Source organism: Terrabacter sp. 2RAF25, assembly GCF_052115265.1.
In the GTDB taxonomy this organism is placed as follows: domain Bacteria; phylum Actinomycetota; class Actinomycetes; order Actinomycetales; family Dermatophilaceae; genus Terrabacter.
Genome location: NZ_JBFRGJ010000006.1, coordinates 136,226 through 153,010 on the forward strand (window position 1 = coordinate 136,226; position 16,785 = coordinate 153,010).

A 16,785-nucleotide genomic window follows, 5' to 3' on the forward strand; every position below is an offset into this window, starting at 1 on the left:
CGTGGGTGACGGCATCCTGCCCGGGCTGGTCAAGGGCCTGGCCACGACGGCGAGGTCGCTGACGCGGCACACGCACACGGCCGAGTACCCCGACGTCGCGCCGGCCCTGCCGCCGCGCTCGCGCGGGGTCATCGCGCTGACGGAGGAGAACTGCACCTCCTGCATGCTGTGCGCGCGTGAATGCCCCGACTGGTGCATCTACATCGACTCCCACAAGGAGGAGCTGCCGCCGACGACGCCCGGTGGCCGCGCGCGACAGCGCAACGTGCTCGACCGGTTCGCCATCGACTTCTCACTGTGCATGTACTGCGGCATCTGCATCGAGGTCTGCCCGTTCGACGCCCTGCACTGGAGCCCCGAGTTCGAGTACGCCGAGGTCGACATCCGCGACCTGCTCCACGAGAAGGGCCGGCTCGGCGCCTGGATGGCCACCGTGCCCCCGCCCCCGGCCCTCGACCCCGGCAGCGTCGACCCGGCCGAGGTGACGGCCGCGGCCAAGCCCCCACGCGGCGCGGCCGGTGCAGCTGCAGGTGCACCCAGCACACCCGCCCGTACGCGTGCCGAGCGCCCCGCGACCCGGCCCGCACGCGTACGCCCCGAGGAGACTGGCGAGTGACGACCCGCGACATCGTCTTCGTCGCCGTCGGCGCCGTGACCGCCCTCTCTGCCCTGCTCTCGGTGACCACGAAGCACGTCGTGCACGCCGCCCTGTGGCTGCTCGTGTCGCTCGGCTCGCTGGCCGGCGCCTACCTCGTGCTCGGCCAGGAGCTCGTCGGTCTCGTGCAGCTGCTCGTCTACGTCGGCGCGATCGTCGTGCTCGTGCTCTTCGCCCTGATGCTCACCCGCGCCCCCATCGGCCCGCACGCCGAGATCGACACGCCTCGGTGGCAGCGTGCGGCCGGCGCGCTGCTCGGGGCGGCGACCACCGTCCTGCTCGCGTCCCTCCTGCTCCCACTCCTCTCTGGCGCGACCGCCGACCTCGACGCCCCGTCGGCCACGACGCCACGCATCGCCCAAGCGGTCTTCGGCACCTGGGTCTGGCCCTTCGAGCTGCTCTCGGTGCTGCTCCTCGTCGCGCTCGTCGGCGCGTTCGCCGTGTCCCGGCTCGTGCTGGACCGCGAGGACCCGGCCGCCGCCTCCCGCCGAGGCGAAGGCGCCCGCCGGTGATCCACCTCGCGCTCCCGGGCGCCCTCGTGGCCCTGCTCGCCGGCATCGGCGTCTACGGCGTGCTCGCGCGTCGCAACGCGGTGCTCGTGCTGATCGGCGTCGAGCTGATCCTCAACGCCGCGAACCTGCTTCTCGTCACGGCCGGCTCGCGTCCCGGCGCGCCCTTCTCGGCCGGTGCGGTGCTCACCCTCTTCGTCATCACCATCGCGGCCGCCGAGATCACCGTGGCCCTCGCCATCATCCTGGTGCTGTTCCGTCGGGCCGGGCACATCGACCTCACGGCCGTGCCCGACCTCACCGAAGACCCCGGCGAGCCCCACGACCCCGACTACGGCAGCGACATCGACGACGCCACGACGGCCGACGAGCCGGAGCACGACAACGAAGACGCACCCGCCGACGCCCCCGAGGGCGAGGACGAGCGGGCCGGCGCAACGCCCCAACCGGCCCGGTCGGGGGAGGGGGCCTCGTGAGCTGGATCGTGCGGATGATCGTCGTGCTCCCCGCCCTGGCCGGCCTGGTGGGGCTGCTGGCCCACCGCCGGCGTGCGGTGTCCGCGGCGGTCGCGGTCTCGGTGTCGGCGTACGTCATGGTGCTCGGCCTCATCCAGTGGGTCGCTCCGGCGCGCACCGCCGACATCGAAACGCTCGGCAGCCTCCCGCTCGGCGGCGGCCTGGCCGTGCCGCTGCACCTGCTGTCCGACCGCGTCTCGGGCCTCGTCTCCTTCGTCGTGGCCCTCGTCGTGCTCGCGATCCAGGTCTTCACCGTCTGGTACCTCCGCGACGATCCGCGCTACGGCCGCTTCGCCGCCACCGTGTCGCTCTTCGCCGCCGGCATGCTGCTGCTCGTCCAGGCGGGCGACCTCGTGCTCATGCTCGTCGGCTGGGAGATCATGGGCTGGTGCTCGTGGCTGCTCATCGGCCACGACAGCGAGCGACCCGCAGCCCGTCGCGCCGCCTACAAGGCGTTCCTCGTCACGCGCGTCGCCGACATCGGCATGGTGGTCGGTCTCGTGGCTCTCTCCGTGCGCGCCGGCAGCACCCACCTGATGGCCGTGCTCACGGCGTCGGGGCACGACACGGCCCTGACCATCGGGCTCGTCGGCGTCGCCGTCGGCGTGGCGGGCAAGTCTGGCCTCGTCCCCTTCCACGACTGGCTTCCCGACGCCATGGAGGGCCCCACCCCGGCCTCGGCCCTGATCCACGCGGCCACCATGGTCGCGGCCGGCACCTACCTCGTCGCCAGGCTCTTCACGCTGTACGCCCAGCACGACGGCGCCCGGTTGCTGCTGGCGGTGCTCGCCGCCGTGACGATGGTGTATGCAGCCCTGCTCGCCCTCGTGCAGACCGATCTCAAGCGGATGCTGGCGTACTCCACGCTGAGCCAGATCGCGATCATGCTGTCGGCTCTGGCCGCCGCGCCTGCCGAGCTCGGACCGGGTGCCGGCATCTCGCACCTCCTCGGCCATGCCTTCTTCAAGGCGCTGCTCTTCCTCGCTGCGGGCTGGCTGTCGGTCCTCGGAGGGGCCACGGCCCTGGCCGCGCTGCGCGGTCGGCTGCGTCCCACCGGGGCCCTGCGCTGGGCGACCGGGATCGGCCTGGCAGCACTGGCCGGGGTGCCTCCGCTGGTTGGCTTCTTCACCAAGGACACCGTCATCGACGCTGCACTCGAGGGCAGCGGCGCGGGGGCACTCGTCGTGACCATCGCGCTCTTCGTCACGGTGGCCCTCACCGCCGCCTACTGCGCCCGCGCCTGGCTGCTGCTCGACACGCCCCTGGCCGTCGACCCGCCGGACGTCCCGGACGCCCCGGTCATCGCCGAGGAGCAGGTCGCCGTCGTCACCGTCGCCGACAGCGCCGACGACGCCGAGGTCGAGCGCGTCCACGCGCACGGCCACTCACCGATCACCTTCCCGGCGGCCCTCGTCGTCGTGGTGCTGGCAGCCCTCACCGTGGTCGCCACCCTGTTCCTGGCGAGCCTGCGCGGCGGGGTGCACGTGGGTCTGCTCAGCGCCCTGCTCTCCCTGCTTCTCGTCGTGGGCGCTGCGGCCGCCGTCTGGGTCGCGAGCGACCGCGGCCGGTCCGACGTCGCCGACCGCGTTCCCGGGCTGCTGCGCGACCGGGCGGTGCGGGGCTTCGGTGCCGACACGGCATACGTCGGCGTCGGACGCGCCGTCACGGCGCTGGCCCGTCTGGTCGTGGCGCTCGACCGCGACGTCGTCGACGCCTACCCCCGCGCCACCGCAGCGGTCGCCCGCGCGGCCGGGCGCGCAGGGGAGCGCAGCCACCGCGCCGTGCCGTCCCTGTCGCTGCTCGGGCTGCTCGGCGGCGTCGTCGTCATCGCGATCCTGGGGGTGACCGCATGGCGCTGACGCTCATGCTCCTGCTGCCGCTGCTCGGGGCCGTCGCCCTCATCGCGATCCCCGGCGAGACGCGCGTCGAGCGCGGCATCGCCCTCGGCGCCACGGTCGTCACCGCGGTGCTCGCCGTCGTCGTCGTGTGGGGGCGCCACGAGATCGACGTCCCGTGGATCCGGGCGCTGGGCGTGCGCTGGCACTTCGGGGTCGACGGCATCTCGGCCGCGCTGGTGCTGATGACCGCCCTGCTCACCGTGGCCGTCGTCGCGCACGCGCTCTCTGGCCCCATCCCCAAGGGCGGCAGCGGCTCGACGTTCCTCGGCTGCATCCTGCTCGTCGAGACCGGCGCGCTCGCGACGTTCCTCGCCCGCGACGCGATCCTATTCTTCATCGCCTTCGAGGTCGTCCTCGTGCCGATGTGGGTGCTCGTGCGGCGCTTCGGCGACGACCACGTGCCCGACGAGGCGCGAGCGGACGCGGCCGGTCGCTTCGTGCTCTTCACCGTGCTCGGCTCGACCCTGATGCTCGTCGGCATCCTGCTGCTCGTGCACCACCAGGGCACGAGCGACCTCGCCGTCCTCGCCGCCCGACACGGCACCGGCCTGTCGCGGTCGTTGCAGGTGGTCATCGCGGCCGTGCTGCTGCTCGGTCTCGGGATCAAGGTGCCGCTGTGGCCGCTGCACACCTGGCTGCCGTCCGCGCACACCATCGCGCCGACCGCGGGCTCGGTGCTGCTCGCCGCGGTGCTGCTCAAGATGGGCACCTACGGCATCGTGCGGCTCGCCGTCGCGACGGTTCCCAGAGGGGTCGCCGAGCTGAGCCCGCTGCTCGCGCTGCTGGGCGTCGTCGGCATCCTGTGGGGAGGCCTCGCGTGCCTCGTGGAACGCGACCTCAAGCGCCTCATCGCCTACAGCTCGGTCGCGCACATGGGCTTCGTGGCGCTCGCCATCGCGTCGGGAAGCGAGACCGGGCTGCAGGCAGCCCTCTTCGGCAACATCGCCCACGGCGTCGTCGCGGCACTGCTCTTCTTCGTCGTCGGTGACCTCAAGGAGCAGTGGGGCTCGACCGACCTCCGGGTCGCCCGAGCGGCTCTGCGCGACAAGGCTCCCCGCTTCGGGCTGGCGCTCGTCGTCGGCCTCGCGGCCGCCTTGGGCCTGCCCGGCCTGGTCAGCTTCTGGGGTGAGTTCCTCGCCCTGTATGCCACCTGGTCGCCCGCGCCGGGTCGTCCTGTAGCGCTGCTGCGGGTCTGCGTCGTGCTCGGCGCCGTGGGGCTGGCGCTCGCGGCCGCGTACGCGCTCAGGGTCGCCCGCATCGTCTGGGCCGGCGAGGGCAGCGAGCACGCCGAGGGCGCCGCCGCTGAACCGGTCGGCGACGCACGGGGGGCCCGGTGGGCGGTCGTGATGACCCTCGTCGTGGTCGTCGTCGCTCTCGGCGTGCTGCCCCACCTGCTGCTCGGCCTCTCCGACAGTGCCACGACGGGGCTGCTCGCCGGGCTGGGGGTGGCGCCGTGAAGGGTCTCTCGATCGACTACGCCGTCCTGCTGCCGGCCCTGCTGCCTGTCGTCGGCCTGGTGCTCGTCCTGGTCGCCGACCTCTTCGCTCCGCGTGGCCGCCGGCTGCCGTGGGGCATCGCGGGCCTTGCCGCGATCGGTTCGGCGGTCGCGACGCTTCCGGGCCTGGCCCTCGGTGGGGGCTCGACCCGCGAGACGTTCTGCATCATCCCGACGGCTCTGCCTGCGGGCGGCGGGAGCCTGCCCAGTGTCGAGGGACTGCCCCAGGTCTGCTTGTGGCAGGCCGACGCCCTGGGCTCCACCCTGCAGCTCGCAGCGGCGGTCTCGGCCCTCGTCTGCATCGCCCTCGCGTGGCCGCGGGCCCGACGCCGACGTCCCGAGCACAGCACGCGCGAGCCGGTCGAGGCGGTGCTGCTCCTTGCCGCCCTCACCGGCACGGTGGTCGTCGCAGCCAGCCGCGACGTCGGCACCTGGCTCGTCGCGCTCGAGCTGGCGACGCTGCCCGTCATCGCGCTCGTCGCCCTCTCCGGGCGACGCTCTTCCGCGGCCGGCGCGACCCAGCTGCTCGTGACCTCGCTCGTCTCCTTCGCCCTGCTCGTGCTAGGCATGGCCCTCTGGTTCGCCGCCACGGGCAGCCCGTTCCTGACCCCCGACGCCGCGCTGTCGTCGGCGGGGGCGTTCGCGGTGACCGGCGGGCCGTCAAGCGTCGTGCTGCCGTCGGTGTCCTCCGGCCTGGTGTCGCTGGCCGCCGTGCTCGTCCTGGCCGGGGTCGGTTTCAAGCTCTCGCTCGTGCCGTTCCACGCGTGGACGCCCACGGCGTACTCCGGTTCCTCGGTGCCTGTCGCGACGTTCCTCGCGACGGTCTCGAAGATCGCGGCTCTCGCGGCGCTGCTCGTCGTGCTGCGCGCGGTGGCCGTCCTCGGCACCCCTGCGCTGGTGGCGATCGCCGTGCTCGCCTCCCTCAGCATGACTCTCGGCAACGTGATGGCGCTGCGGCAGGACGACGTCGTGCGCCTGCTCGCCTGGTCCACCGTCGCCCAGGCCGGCTGGGTCGTGCTGCCGCTCGTCAGCATCTCGGCGCTCGGGGTCGGCGCGAGCGCCACCTACCTGATGACCTATGTCGTCGCCACTCTCGTCGCCTTCGCCGTCGTCGCCGTGACCCTGCGCGACCAGCGCGCGGGTGGCCGCACCCTCGCGGCCTACGAGGGGCTGTGGCGGCGCAGCCCGTGGCGGGCCGGTGCACTCGTGCTCGCCCTGACCTCGCTGGCGGGCCTGCCGCCCGGCATCATCGGCCTCGTCGGCAAGGTCACCGCGCTGCGCCCGGTCGTCGCCGAGGGCTGGGTGTGGCTCGCCGTCATCGCCGCCGTCAACGCCGTCATCGGCGTCGCCGTCTACCTTCGCTGGCTGCGTGCGGTCATCACCGAGCCCGACTCCACGCAGGTCGAGGGCACCGGCCCGGGGGCCAACGCCCAGGTGGCTGCTCACCGACCGGTCGTCGTGGCCGGGCTCGCACTCGCTGCAGCCGTGCTCGTCGTCGTCAGCGTGCAGCCCGACCTGCTCCTGCGCCTGCTCGGCTGAGGGTCGGGCGGTCGTTCGCGGCCGCATCGGCTCGCCGGCCTGCTCGCGCGTCGTCGCCCCCCCGCCGGGTTGCCGACCCCATCGTGCGGACGCCACGTCACTGTTGCGCCCGGCGCAACAGTGACTCACGAGGGCAGACCCCATCCGTGGTGGGCCGGGCTCGCCCAGAGCCTGCGGGGCGTTGCCGGGCAGGGGAAGGGCAGAGGCAGGGGCCCGGGCATGGCGAAGGGGCCGTCCGCACCTGGACGGCCCCTTCGTTCTCCCCCAGGAGACTCAGACGGTCGCGGGAGCCCGCTGGGCCACGGCCGGGAAGCCGGCCGCCGTCTTCGCGTGCCGCAGGCCGAGCAGGCCGAGCACCAGGAAGATCGCTGCCCCGATGAAGGCGCCGATGCCGGCGTAGAGGGCGATGACCCCCATGGTGCCGAAGGCGTAGGCGTTGAGGAGCAGGCCGCGCAGGGTGTTGCCCATGAAGAGGCTCTGGCGCAGGTCACCGAGCGCCTTGACCTGGGCCTGGTCGGCGTTGGGGTCCTTGGAGAGCTTGAGGAACTCGCCCGAGACCTCGGAGTAGGTCTTGTTGTTCGACTGGGTGTTCATGTGCACGAGGATGTAGTGGTCGGCGAAGGCCTTGGCCTGGGCGCCGTTCTCCATCTTCTGGCCGGCGAACGGGAGCAGCGCGTCCTTCTGCTCCTGGGTCTGCAGCGCCGCGGCGACGGGCATCGTGATGTTCTGCTGGCTCAGCTGTTCCTTGACGTTGTCGGCGACGAAGCTGCTGGCATACGTGAGGAGGCCACCGGCCACGACGAGCACGGCCGCGAGAATGAGGCCGGTCCAGGAGATCAGCTTGTCGAGGGTCTTACGCATCGGTCTCTTCTTTCATCGGTGGGAGGGTGTCGGTTCCTTCCCGTTGCTCCAAAACTACTACTACACGTAGTAGTTGAAAAACGCATTGAACGAGATCCGCGTCACAGCGGGTTCCCAGGCTCCGCACGGCCGCCTCCTGGCTGGGCGCTCGCTGGGAACGGTTGCCTCGGACCGGTCGTTCAACGGGCATGCACAACCACTTCAACGGGCTCAAGACCGCCGCGCTCTTCGGCGGCATCTGGGCCCTGCTGCTCGGCATCGGCGCGCTCGTCGGTGGCGGACGGTTCATCTGGCTCTTCGCGCTCATCGGTGTCGCGACGACCTTCTACGGCTACTGGAACAGCGACAAGCTCGCCATCCGCGCCATGCACGCGTACCCCGTGAGCGAGGCGCAGGCGCCGGGGATGTATCGCATCGTGCGCGAGCTCTCCACTGCCGCAGGCAAGCCCATGCCGCGGCTCTACATCAGCCCCACTCAGGCCCCGAACGCCTTCGCGACCGGCCGCAACCCCCAGAACGCTGCCGTGTGCTGCACCGAAGGCATCCTCGGCCTGCTCGACGAGCGCGAGCTGCGTGGGGTGCTGGGGCACGAGCTCATGCACGTCTACAACCGCGACATCCTCACCAGCTCGGTCGCGGCCGCGATCGCCGGCGTGATCACCTCCATCGGCCAGATGCTCATGTTCACCAGCATGTTCGGCGGCGGCAGCTCCGACGACGACCGCCCCAACCCGATCGCGCTTCTCGCGATGAGCCTGCTCGCTCCGATGGCCGCGATGATGATCCAGATGGCGATCAGCCGCACCCGCGAGTACGACGCCGACGAGGACGGCGCCAAGCTCACCGGCGACCCGCTCGCCCTCGCGTCGGCGTTGCGCAAGCTCGAGTCGGGCGTGGCGCGGGCACCACTCGCCCCGCAGCAGGACATCGTCAACGCGAGCCACATGATGATCGCCAGCCCCTTCCGAGCGCAGGACGTGACGCGTTTCCTGTCGACGCACCCGCCGATGGAGCAGCGGATCGCGCGCCTCGAGAACATGGCGGGTGGGCCCGTCCAGCGCTGAGCCGGTGTTGGCACGCGCGTCCTGAGCGGCGGCGCGCAACCTGTGCGACGAAGAGCTCGCTGATCTGGCAGGCTCGCCCCTATGCGCAGTCTCACCCTGGCCGAAGCCCGCGAGCGATCCTCGCTGATCACCGTCACGTCGTATGCCGTCGAGCTCGACCTCGACCAAGGGGCCGAGGTCTTCGGCTCGCACACGACGGTGCGGTTCGCGTGCAGCCGACCGGGCGCCGACTCGTGGGTCGACCTCAAGGCGCACTCGGTCGAGACGATCTCGCTCAACGGTGAGCCGATCGACCCCGCCGAGGTGTCCGACGGCCGCCTGCCGCTGAAGGGCCTCGCCGCCGACAACGAGCTCGTCGTCGCCGCGACGATGGCCTACAGCCACGACGGGCAGGGCCTGCACCGGGCCACCGACCCGGCCGACGACCTCGACTACGTCTACGGCCACCTGTTCCTCGACGCCGCGCCGAGTGTCTACGTCTGCTTCGACCAGCCCGACCTCAAGGCGCCCTACGACGTCACGGTGCGCGCCCCCCTCGAGTGGACCGTGCTCGGCAACGGCGCGGCGACGCGCACGGCCACCGGCACGTGGACCCTCGCGACGACGAAGCCCCTCGCCACGTACTTCGTGACGGTCTGCGCGGGCCCCTACGTCTCGGTGCGCGACGAGCACGACGGCATCCCGCTGGGCATCCACGCCCGGACGTCGCTGCGTGAGCCGCTCGAGCGGCACGCGGCCGAGCTCTTCGACGTGACGAAGCGGTCGTTCGACTACTTCCACGGGCTCTTCGGCATCCGCTACCCGTTCGGGGAGTACCACCAGGTCTTCGTCCCCGAGTTCAACGCCGGCGCGATGGAGAACCCGGGCTGCGTCACCTTCCGCGACCAGTACCTCTACCGCGGCGCGGCGACTCGCGACGAGCTGCTGACGCGCGCCAACACGGTGAGCCACGAGATGTCGCACATGTGGTTCGGCGACATCGTCACGATGCAGTGGTGGGACGACCTCTGGCTCAACGAGTCGTTCGCCGAGTACATGTCGCACCGCGCGCTGGTCGACGCGACCGAGTACTCCGACGCGTGGGTCGACTCGTCGATCGTGCGCAAGGTCTGGGGCTACGGCGCAGAGCGCTCGCCGTCGACGCACCCGGTCGCAGGCGTCGAGGCGCTCGACGCGCAGAGCGCGCTGCAGAACTTCGACGGCATCTCGTACGCCAAGGGCGCGGCCACGCTCCGCCAGCTCATCGCGTACGTCGGCGACGACGAGTTCATCGCGGGCGTCCGCGCCTACCTGACTGACAAGTCGTACGGCAACGGCACCCTGGCCGACTTCCTCGGCGCGATCGAGACGGCGAGCGGCAAGGACCTCGAGGCCTGGTCGCGGGCCTGGCTGCTCACTGCCGACCGCGACACGATCTCGGTCGAAATCGACGAGCAGGGCGGGGTCGTCGAGTCGGCGGTCGTGCGCCGCGAGTCACCCGCCGACCGCCCCGCCGACCGGCCGCACGCCTTCCACGTCGCGGGCTGGACGGACGGGCGCGAGCTCGCCCGCGCCTCGGTGACGGTGACGGGCCCGGTGACCACGCTCGCCGACCTGGAAGGCACGCCGGAGCCGGCCATCCTGGTGCCCAACGCGTCCGACCTGACGTGGGCACGCGTGCGCCTCTCCGACTCGACGGTGGCCGCGCTGCCGTCGCAGCTGGCCCAGGTTCCCGACGCGCAGGCCCGCGCCGTCGTGTGGTCGTCGCTCATCGACGGCGTGCACGGCGCCGCGGTCTCTCCGGACGCGTTCCTGGACGTCTTCGACGCCGCGTGGCCGCACGAGTCCAACTCGTCGATCCTGACGCGTGTCGCGGCCTACGCCGAGCACCGCGTCGTGCCGTACTTCGTCCCGCGCGACCAGCAGGACGCTGCCGTGGCCCGCCTCAACCGTGCCGGAGTGGGACTGCTCGAGCGCGCGACCGCAGGCACGACGGAGTCGCTCGCGGCGGCCCGCCTCGTCGCCGGCACGAGCGACGACGCGACCTTGCTGCGCGCCTGGGCCGACGGCAAGGGCCTGCCCGCCGGCCTCGAGGACGACGGCGACTTCCGCTGGATCGTCGTGCGCAACCTCGCGGCGCGTGGCCTCGTCGGTGTCGCCGACGTGGACGACTTCCGGTCCAAGGACGACACCCTGCAGGGCGGCCTCAACGCACTCATGTGCCGTGCCAGCCTGCCTGAGGCCGACGCCAAGGCGTGGGCCTGGGAGCAGCTGACGACGCGCCAGGGACGCTCCAACTACGAGATGGTCCACCTGGCCCGCGGCTTCTGGGTGGCGCCCGACGACGCGCTCGTCGAGGACTACGTGCCGCGCTACTTCACCGACGTGCCGGCCATGTCGGGCTGGGTCGGCGAGGACGCCCTCTCGCGCGTCGTGCTCGTCGCCTTCCCGCGGGTCTTCACCGACGAGACGGCGCGGCTCAGCGCCGAGGCGATCGCCCGTGACGACCTGACGCCCGCCGTCCACCGCTCCCTCGTGGACGCCGACGCCGAGCTGCGAGAGGCCCTTGCCTCGAGGGCGACCTTCGGCGCGGCGGTCTGACCGACGTGGCGGTGCCCACACGCACCGAGCTGCCAGACGCCGGGCTCTCGGTGACCGACGCCCACGCCGAGCTGCTCGATGCGCGGCTGCCGGGGCTGCTGGAGGGGCTCTACCTCCACGGCTCCATCGGGTTCGGCGGCGAGTTCCACCGCGGCAGCGACGTCGACTTCGTCGCGGTGACCAGCCGGCGCCCCAGCGACCCCGACTGCGAGGTGCTCCGAAAGGTCCACGCCGACATCGACAAGCAGTGGCCCCAGCCCGCGTACGACGGGTTCTACGTCGTCGCCGACGACCTCGCCGGCAGCCCCGACGAGGTTCCCGACGGCCCGGGGGTGTTGCACGGCTGGTTCGACGTCGGCACCCACGCCGACGTCAGCCACATCACGTGGCGCGAGCTGCGTGACCACGGAGTCACGTTGCGCGGCAAGGACCTTCGCGACATGAAGGTCTGGAGCGACGACGAGGCCCTGCTCCGCGCGACACGTGACAACCTCGACACCTACTGGCGGGCGCAGCTCGAGGCGATGGAGCACCACCCGCGCGAGGCGTCCCTCCCGCAGGCCGCCGAGTGGGGCGCGCTCGGCGTTCCACGTCTCGTGCACCTGCTCGTCACGGGCGCCCCGACGTCGAAGTCCGGCGCGGCCCGCTGGGCCCTCGACACCTACCCGGCCCACCGCCAGATCGTCGAGGAGGCGTTGCGGGTGCGGGAGCGTCCCGACGACCCGTCGGAATATGCCGCCGACCCCGACCGCCGGCGCCGTGACCTCGTCGCGCTGATGGGTGAGCTCATCGCCGACGGCGTCGGCCGGAGCGTCCTGCCTCCGGGCAGTGCCCCCTCCGCGACATGACGGGTGCCGCAGCCGGCCCCTGGGTGATCGAGCTGGCGGACGTCGGGACCGTCGCGTGCGAGGCGATGCTGCGCGACTACTACGTCGAGGTGAGCGACCGGTGGCACCGGCTGAGGCACGGCCGCGACTCCACGCCGGAGGAGATCGAGACCGGTCTTCCACGGATGCGCAGCGACGACCTCGCGCCGCCGACCGGTGCGTTCGTCGTGGCCCGGAGCGCCGTCGACGCGTCCGTGCTCGCCGGCTGCGTGGGGCTCCGACGGCTGCGGGACGACGAGGGCCGTCGTGTCGCCGAGCTGCGCCGGCTGTACGTACGGCCCGAGAACCGCGGCGCCGGGCTGGGGTCGGCCCTGCTGCTGTGCGCCGAGGAGATCGCCCGGGTCTGGGGTGTGTCGGCGCTCCGGCTCGACACCCGCCTCGACCTCGTGGAGGCCCGGGCCCTCTACCGGCGCCACGGCTACGTCGAGGTCCCGGCGTTCACCGACGGTCCCTACGCCGAGGTCTGGTACGCCAAGGTTCTCCGCGCGGACGACATCCGTTGACGGCTCGTCGCGGTCAGCGGTCGTAGGCCGTGGTGTGGTGGGGCTCGTAGAGCTGGATGTCGTCTGCCCCCGGGACGGCCATCATCACGACGAGGCCGTACCTGTGGTCGGCCGGCTCCGTGGTGAAGACCGCGCCCCGCGACGCGAGGTCGGCCATGGTCGCGGCGAGGTCGTCGCACATGAGCGAGATCGCGTGGTGCCGCGGTGCGCTCCAGCCGGAGCCCTCGGGTCCACGAGTGGGGTGCACCCCGACCTCGCTGGGGCCCGTGCCGAAGATGAGCCAGGCATCGGCCCCGGTGGCGTCGGGGCTGGTGGCGTCGTCGCTGACGAACGGCCACCGCAGCACGTCGCGGATGAACGCCCTGGTGGCTGCGGCGTCGTCGGAGTAGACGAGGTTGTGAACGGCGGTGATCATGACCCGGACGTTACGCCGCTCGCCGAGATGGGTCTGCGGGCGCCGGGCCGCTTTTTGACCCGACGCCCTGCTGAGCCTGTACCCAGAGGGTGCGACTTCGTCCCGGGACCGCGGACGGAATGTCTGCGCCGCTCCGACTGCCGCGGCCGTGGGACGGTAATAATCTGGCCGCATGGATGACCCTCACCCGGACCGAGGATCCGAGGCGCAGCGGCTCGACGAGTTGACCGCGCGAGTCGCCGCGGACCCAAGAGACCTGGACGTCCTGCGGGTACGCGTCGAGCAGGCCACCCAGCGGGTCGACGAGGGTGAGGCACGCGCAGACCGCAGCGAGGCCCGAGCCGACGAGAGTGAGGGGAGGGCCAGCCACGACCGGGTCAGGCTCGACAGGCTCGAGGCCCGCTCGGACATCGACGCACGGATGATCGCCGAGCTGCAGGCCGACGGCACCCTGAGCCGGCAGCACGCAGCGCACCTCGAGGTCGCCCTGCGGTCCTCGCGCCGCATCGGGGCGGCGATCGGCATCGTCATGACGGTTCGGGGCCTGGACGAGGACGACGCCTTCGAGGTGCTGAAGAGGGCCAGCAACGACGCCAACCGCAAGATCCGCGACATCGCCGACGAGATCGTGCACACCGGCGACGTGAGTGAGCTCCCGGAGCTCTAGCCGCCATGGCCATGGCCGCGGCCCTGGCCTTGGATCAGCGCGACACGTTGCCAGCCTCAGCCAGGGTGCCGCGACCTCACCAGGGGCTGGGCTCGTAGTCCTTGACGAAGCAGCCGAAGAGGTCCTCGCCGGCCTCCCCGCGCACGATCGGGTCGTAGACACGGGCCGCGCCGTCGACGAGGTCCAGGGGCGCGTGCCAGCCCTCGGCCGCGATCCGCAGCTTCTCGTCGTGCGGGCGCTCGTCGGTGATCCAGCCCGTGTCGACCGCGGTCATGAGGATGCGGTCGGTCTCGAACATCTCGCCCGCGCTCGTGCGGGTCAGCATGTTGAGCGCGGCCTTGGCCATGTTGGTGTGTGGGTGCCCGGCCCCCTTGTAGCGGCGGGAGAACTGGCCCTCCATGGCCGACACGTTGACGACGTACGCGCGCCGGGCCCCGGCGGCGATCGCGGCGCGCATCGCCGGGCGCAGCCGCGACACGAGGATGAACGGCGCGGTCGAGTTGCACAGCTGCACCTCGAGCAGCTCGAGGGGGTCGACCTCCTCGACCTTCTGGGTCCACGAGTTGTTGCGCTGGAGGTCGGGCAGCAGGCCGCCGGCGTCGACAGCGGTGCCGGCCCGGTGGGCCTCGAGGCTCGCGTGGCCGGCCGACAGCGCCAGAGCCGTCATCGAGGCGGCCGTCTGGGCGGCGACCGCGTGCTCGACCGACTCGCCGTCGTGGTGCGCGACGGCGTGCGTGCCGAGCGCGCCGGCGATCGAGGCCGGGTGCGCCTCGCTGATCCGGTCGAAGGTCACCATCTCGGGCAGTGCGATGCCGTCGGGCAACGGCGCGGACTCGAGCTCGACGAGGTTGCTGTAGGCGCCGGGGGAGCGGCGCACCGTCTGGGCGGCGTTGTTGACGAGGATGTCGAGCGGGCCGGCGGCCGACACCTCGTCGGCGAGGGCGACGACCTGGGTGGGGTCGCGCAGGTCGATGCCGACGACCTTGAGGCGGTGGATCCAGTCGGCCGAGTCGCCCATCGAGGCGAACCGGCGCATCGCGTCCTTCGGGAAGCGCGTCGTGATCGTCGTGTGGGCTCCATCGCGCAGCAGCCGCAGCGCGATGTACATGCCGATCTTCGCGCGGCCGCCGGTGAGCAGCGCGCGCTTGCCCGTGAGGTCGGTGCGCTGGTCGCGCTTGGCGTGGCTGCGGGCCGCGCACTCGGGACACAGCCAGTGGTAGAACGCGTCGACGAGCGTGTAGTCCTTCTTGCAGATGTAGCACCCACGAGGGTTGATCAGCTCGCCCGCGAATGCGCCAGAAGCATTGGACACCAAGGGGATTCCCTTGGTCTCGTCGTCGATGCGCATCGGCGAGCCGGTGGCGGTCGACTCGATGACCTGGCGGTCGGCCTTGCGCTCGGCCCACGTCTTGGCGTTGCGCCGGTCCTTCTTGAGCCGCTTGTACATCAGCGACGCAGCCCGCCTGAGCGTCTCGAAGTCGGGGTCGTCGATCTCGAGCGAGGGGGCCAGGGCGAGCACCCGCACGGCGGTCGCGACGTCCTCGGGGTCGAGGTGCACGACGGCAGCAGGGTCCAGCTCGTTCTCGGTCTCACTCACCGCGCAAGGGTACGCGTGGGGCCGGGTGCTCCCCGAATCGCCGGGGCGCAGCCGGCCACCGCGCCCGTATGCCGCCGCGCCGGGCAGCGTCGTCGCCAGCCACCGGGAGCGTGGTGACTGGCGACGGAGGCGACCCGACGGCATACGTGCTCGGGGGCGTCGGGTGGTTGGCCTCGCCCGGGGTCACGCGGGGGCGGTGCACACCCTCTCGCGTCCCCGGCGCGGGGATCGTGGTCCGGTCAGCTGGAGCTGGCCGGCTTGACGGCGAGGGTCACCTCGACGTCCTGGCGGGAACCGCCGCGGATGATCGTCAGCTTCGTCTTGTCGCCGGCCGTCATCTCGCGGATCTGGGCGACGAGGGCCGTCGCCGAGTCGACCCGCTGGCCGTCGACGGCGATGATGACGTCGCCGGTCTTGATGCCGGCGTTGGCGGCGGGTGTGCCGCTGTTCACCGCTGCCACCTGGGCGCCGGCGCGCTTGGCGGAGCCGTCGGTGACGACCGTGTCGCGCGTGCTCACCCCGAGGAAGGCGTGCTCGGCCTTGCCGCTCTTGATCAGCTGATCGGCGATCGACTTGGCCTCCTTGACGGGGATCGCGAAGCCGATGCCGATGTTGCCGCTCTGACTGCCCTGGCTCTGGCCGAGCGAGGCGATCGAGGAGTTGATGCCGATCAGCTCGCCCTTGGCGTTGACGAGGGCGCCACCGGAGTTGCCGGGGTTGATCGCGGCGGACGTCTGGATCGCGTTGGTCACGACGGCGTCGGACTGCTGCTGCTGGCCGAAGGGCGAGTCGCTCGCGGTGCCCGTGCTGACGGGCCGGTTGAGCGCCGAGATGATGCCAGTGGTCACGGTGCCCGACAGGCCGAGGGGGTTGCCCACCGCCATGGTCGGGTCGCCGACCTTGATCGCCTCGGAGTCGCCGAGGGTGATCGGGGTCAGGTCGCTCGGGCCGTTCGTCAGCTTGATGACGGCCAGGTCGGTCGACGGGTCGGTGCCGACCACCGTCGCGGCGTACGTGCGGCCGTCGCTCAGCGTGACCGTGATCGAACCGTTGCCGCTCGCGCCCTCGACGACGTGGTTGTTGGTCAGGATGTGCCCGTTGTTGTCGAAGACGACACCCGAACCGGCCCCTGAGCTCTGCTGCGTCGTCACGTCGATGCTGACGACGCTGGGCGCGACGGCGGCGGCCACGGCACCCCAGTCGGGGGCGGTCGCGTTGCCCTGCACGACGGTCGGCGACGAGTTCTGGTTCGTGTTCGTCGTCGCGGTCGCGGAGGGCGTCGAGCCGGTGGCCGTGCCCTGGCCGTCGAGCTGGGTGACGGCGTACGTGCCGCCGCTCGCGAGCACGGCGGCGAGGAGGGCGACGCCGACCGTCTGGCCGAAGCGTCGGTCACGCCTGGGCGCGGGGCGGCTGCCCTCGCCGAGCGGCGGCGTGGGCGGGGAGGGCGGTGCCGGCGGTGAGGCGGGTGCGGACTGGCTGTAGTAGTCGGCCTGCGGGATCTGCTGCGTGCGGTCCTCGGGTGCCAGGGTCATGGCTCCTCCTCGATCTGGGCTGTTGTCCCCATGACATCCACCCAGCTTTGGACCGCGTTGTGCCGTTC

15 protein-coding genes are annotated in these 16,785 nt (G+C 72.1%); 11 read left to right on the forward strand and 4 right to left on the reverse strand.

Translation table 11 applies throughout. The annotated features are described in order from the left end of the window. Nucleotide 1 precedes the first annotated feature (1 nt). From AB4091_RS15750 to AB4091_RS15775, 6 genes are read left to right on the forward strand one after another with little or no spacing between them, the layout of a single operon-like run. Entirely contained in the window at nt 2-616 is a 615-nt protein-coding gene (locus AB4091_RS15750) for a NuoI/complex I 23 kDa subunit family protein (protein ID WP_442292697.1), read from the forward strand. Then, nucleotides 613-1,167, forward strand: a complete 555-nt coding sequence (locus tag AB4091_RS15755) for an NADH-quinone oxidoreductase subunit J family protein (protein ID WP_442292698.1) — start codon at nt 613-615, stop codon at nt 1,165-1,167. Before AB4091_RS15750 ends, AB4091_RS15755 begins: the two co-directional genes overlap by 4 nt. Next, entirely contained in the window at nt 1,164-1,640 is a 477-nt protein-coding gene (gene nuoK / locus AB4091_RS15760) for an NADH-quinone oxidoreductase subunit NuoK (protein ID WP_442292699.1), read from the forward strand. Before AB4091_RS15755 ends, nuoK begins: the two co-directional genes overlap by 4 nt. Further along, complete coding sequence (locus AB4091_RS15765) at nt 1,637-3,538, forward strand: NADH-quinone oxidoreductase subunit 5 family protein (RefSeq protein ID WP_442292700.1); 1,902 nt, start codon at nt 1,637-1,639, stop codon at nt 3,536-3,538. Before nuoK ends, AB4091_RS15765 begins: the two co-directional genes overlap by 4 nt. Then, entirely contained in the window at nt 3,529-5,034 is a 1,506-nt protein-coding gene (locus AB4091_RS15770; RefSeq protein WP_442292701.1) for a complex I subunit 4 family protein, read from the forward strand. The genes AB4091_RS15765 and AB4091_RS15770 overlap by 10 nt, the downstream gene beginning before the upstream one ends. Continuing rightward, nucleotides 5,031-6,611: an NADH-quinone oxidoreductase subunit N gene (locus AB4091_RS15775; RefSeq protein WP_442292702.1), complete on the forward strand. Its 1,581-nt coding sequence runs from the start codon at nt 5,031-5,033 to the stop codon at nt 6,609-6,611. Before AB4091_RS15770 ends, AB4091_RS15775 begins: the two co-directional genes overlap by 4 nt. A gap of 273 nt (nt 6,612-6,884) precedes the next feature. Here AB4091_RS15775 and AB4091_RS15780 read toward each other — a convergent pair whose 3' ends face one another. Further along, nucleotides 6,885-7,472, reverse strand: coding sequence for a hypothetical protein (locus AB4091_RS15780; RefSeq protein WP_442292703.1), 588 nt, complete (start codon nt 7,470-7,472; stop codon nt 6,885-6,887). A 188-nt stretch (nt 7,473-7,660) separates the two neighbouring features. On the opposite strand from AB4091_RS15780, the gene htpX reads away from it, so the two are divergent. From htpX to AB4091_RS15800, 4 genes are all read left to right on the forward strand, one after another. Next, on the forward strand, nt 7,661-8,536 hold the full coding sequence (htpX, locus tag AB4091_RS15785) for a zinc metalloprotease HtpX (protein WP_442292704.1): 876 nt from the start codon (nt 7,661-7,663) through the stop codon (nt 8,534-8,536). Between the two features lie 81 nt (nt 8,537-8,617). Then, nucleotides 8,618-11,116, forward strand: a complete 2,499-nt coding sequence (pepN, locus tag AB4091_RS15790) for an aminopeptidase N (RefSeq protein WP_442292705.1) — start codon at nt 8,618-8,620, stop codon at nt 11,114-11,116. An 11-nt stretch (nt 11,117-11,127) separates the two neighbouring features. After that, nucleotides 11,128-11,964, forward strand: a complete 837-nt coding sequence (locus AB4091_RS15795) for a hypothetical protein (protein ID WP_442292706.1) — start codon at nt 11,128-11,130, stop codon at nt 11,962-11,964. Then, the gene (locus tag AB4091_RS15800; protein WP_442292707.1) at nt 11,961-12,506 is read left to right on the forward strand and encodes a GNAT family N-acetyltransferase; all 546 of its coding nucleotides are present in this window, start codon (nt 11,961-11,963) and stop codon (nt 12,504-12,506) included. The genes AB4091_RS15795 and AB4091_RS15800 overlap by 4 nt, the downstream gene beginning before the upstream one ends. A 13-nt stretch (nt 12,507-12,519) precedes the next feature. On the opposite strand, the gene AB4091_RS15805 is transcribed toward AB4091_RS15800, so the two are convergent. Beyond that, nucleotides 12,520-12,921 carry a VOC family protein gene (locus AB4091_RS15805; protein WP_442292708.1) on the reverse strand — a complete coding sequence of 134 codons (402 nt, stop codon included), beginning with the start codon at nt 12,919-12,921 and terminating at the stop codon, nt 12,520-12,522. A gap of 172 nt (nt 12,922-13,093) precedes the next feature. Between AB4091_RS15805 and AB4091_RS15810 the strand changes: the two genes are divergently transcribed. Further along, nucleotides 13,094-13,588, forward strand: a complete 495-nt coding sequence (locus tag AB4091_RS15810; protein ID WP_442292709.1) for an ANTAR domain-containing protein — start codon at nt 13,094-13,096, stop codon at nt 13,586-13,588. A gap of 76 nt (nt 13,589-13,664) precedes the next feature. On the opposite strand, the gene AB4091_RS15815 is transcribed toward AB4091_RS15810, so the two are convergent. Continuing rightward, complete coding sequence (locus AB4091_RS15815) at nt 13,665-15,185, reverse strand: SDR family NAD(P)-dependent oxidoreductase (RefSeq protein WP_442292710.1); 1,521 nt, start codon at nt 15,183-15,185, stop codon at nt 13,665-13,667. A gap of 239 nt (nt 15,186-15,424) precedes the next feature. Beyond that, nucleotides 15,425-16,717, reverse strand: coding sequence for a S1C family serine protease (locus AB4091_RS15820; RefSeq protein ID WP_442292711.1), 1,293 nt, complete (start codon nt 16,715-16,717; stop codon nt 15,425-15,427). Nucleotides 16,718-16,785 lie beyond the last annotated feature (68 nt).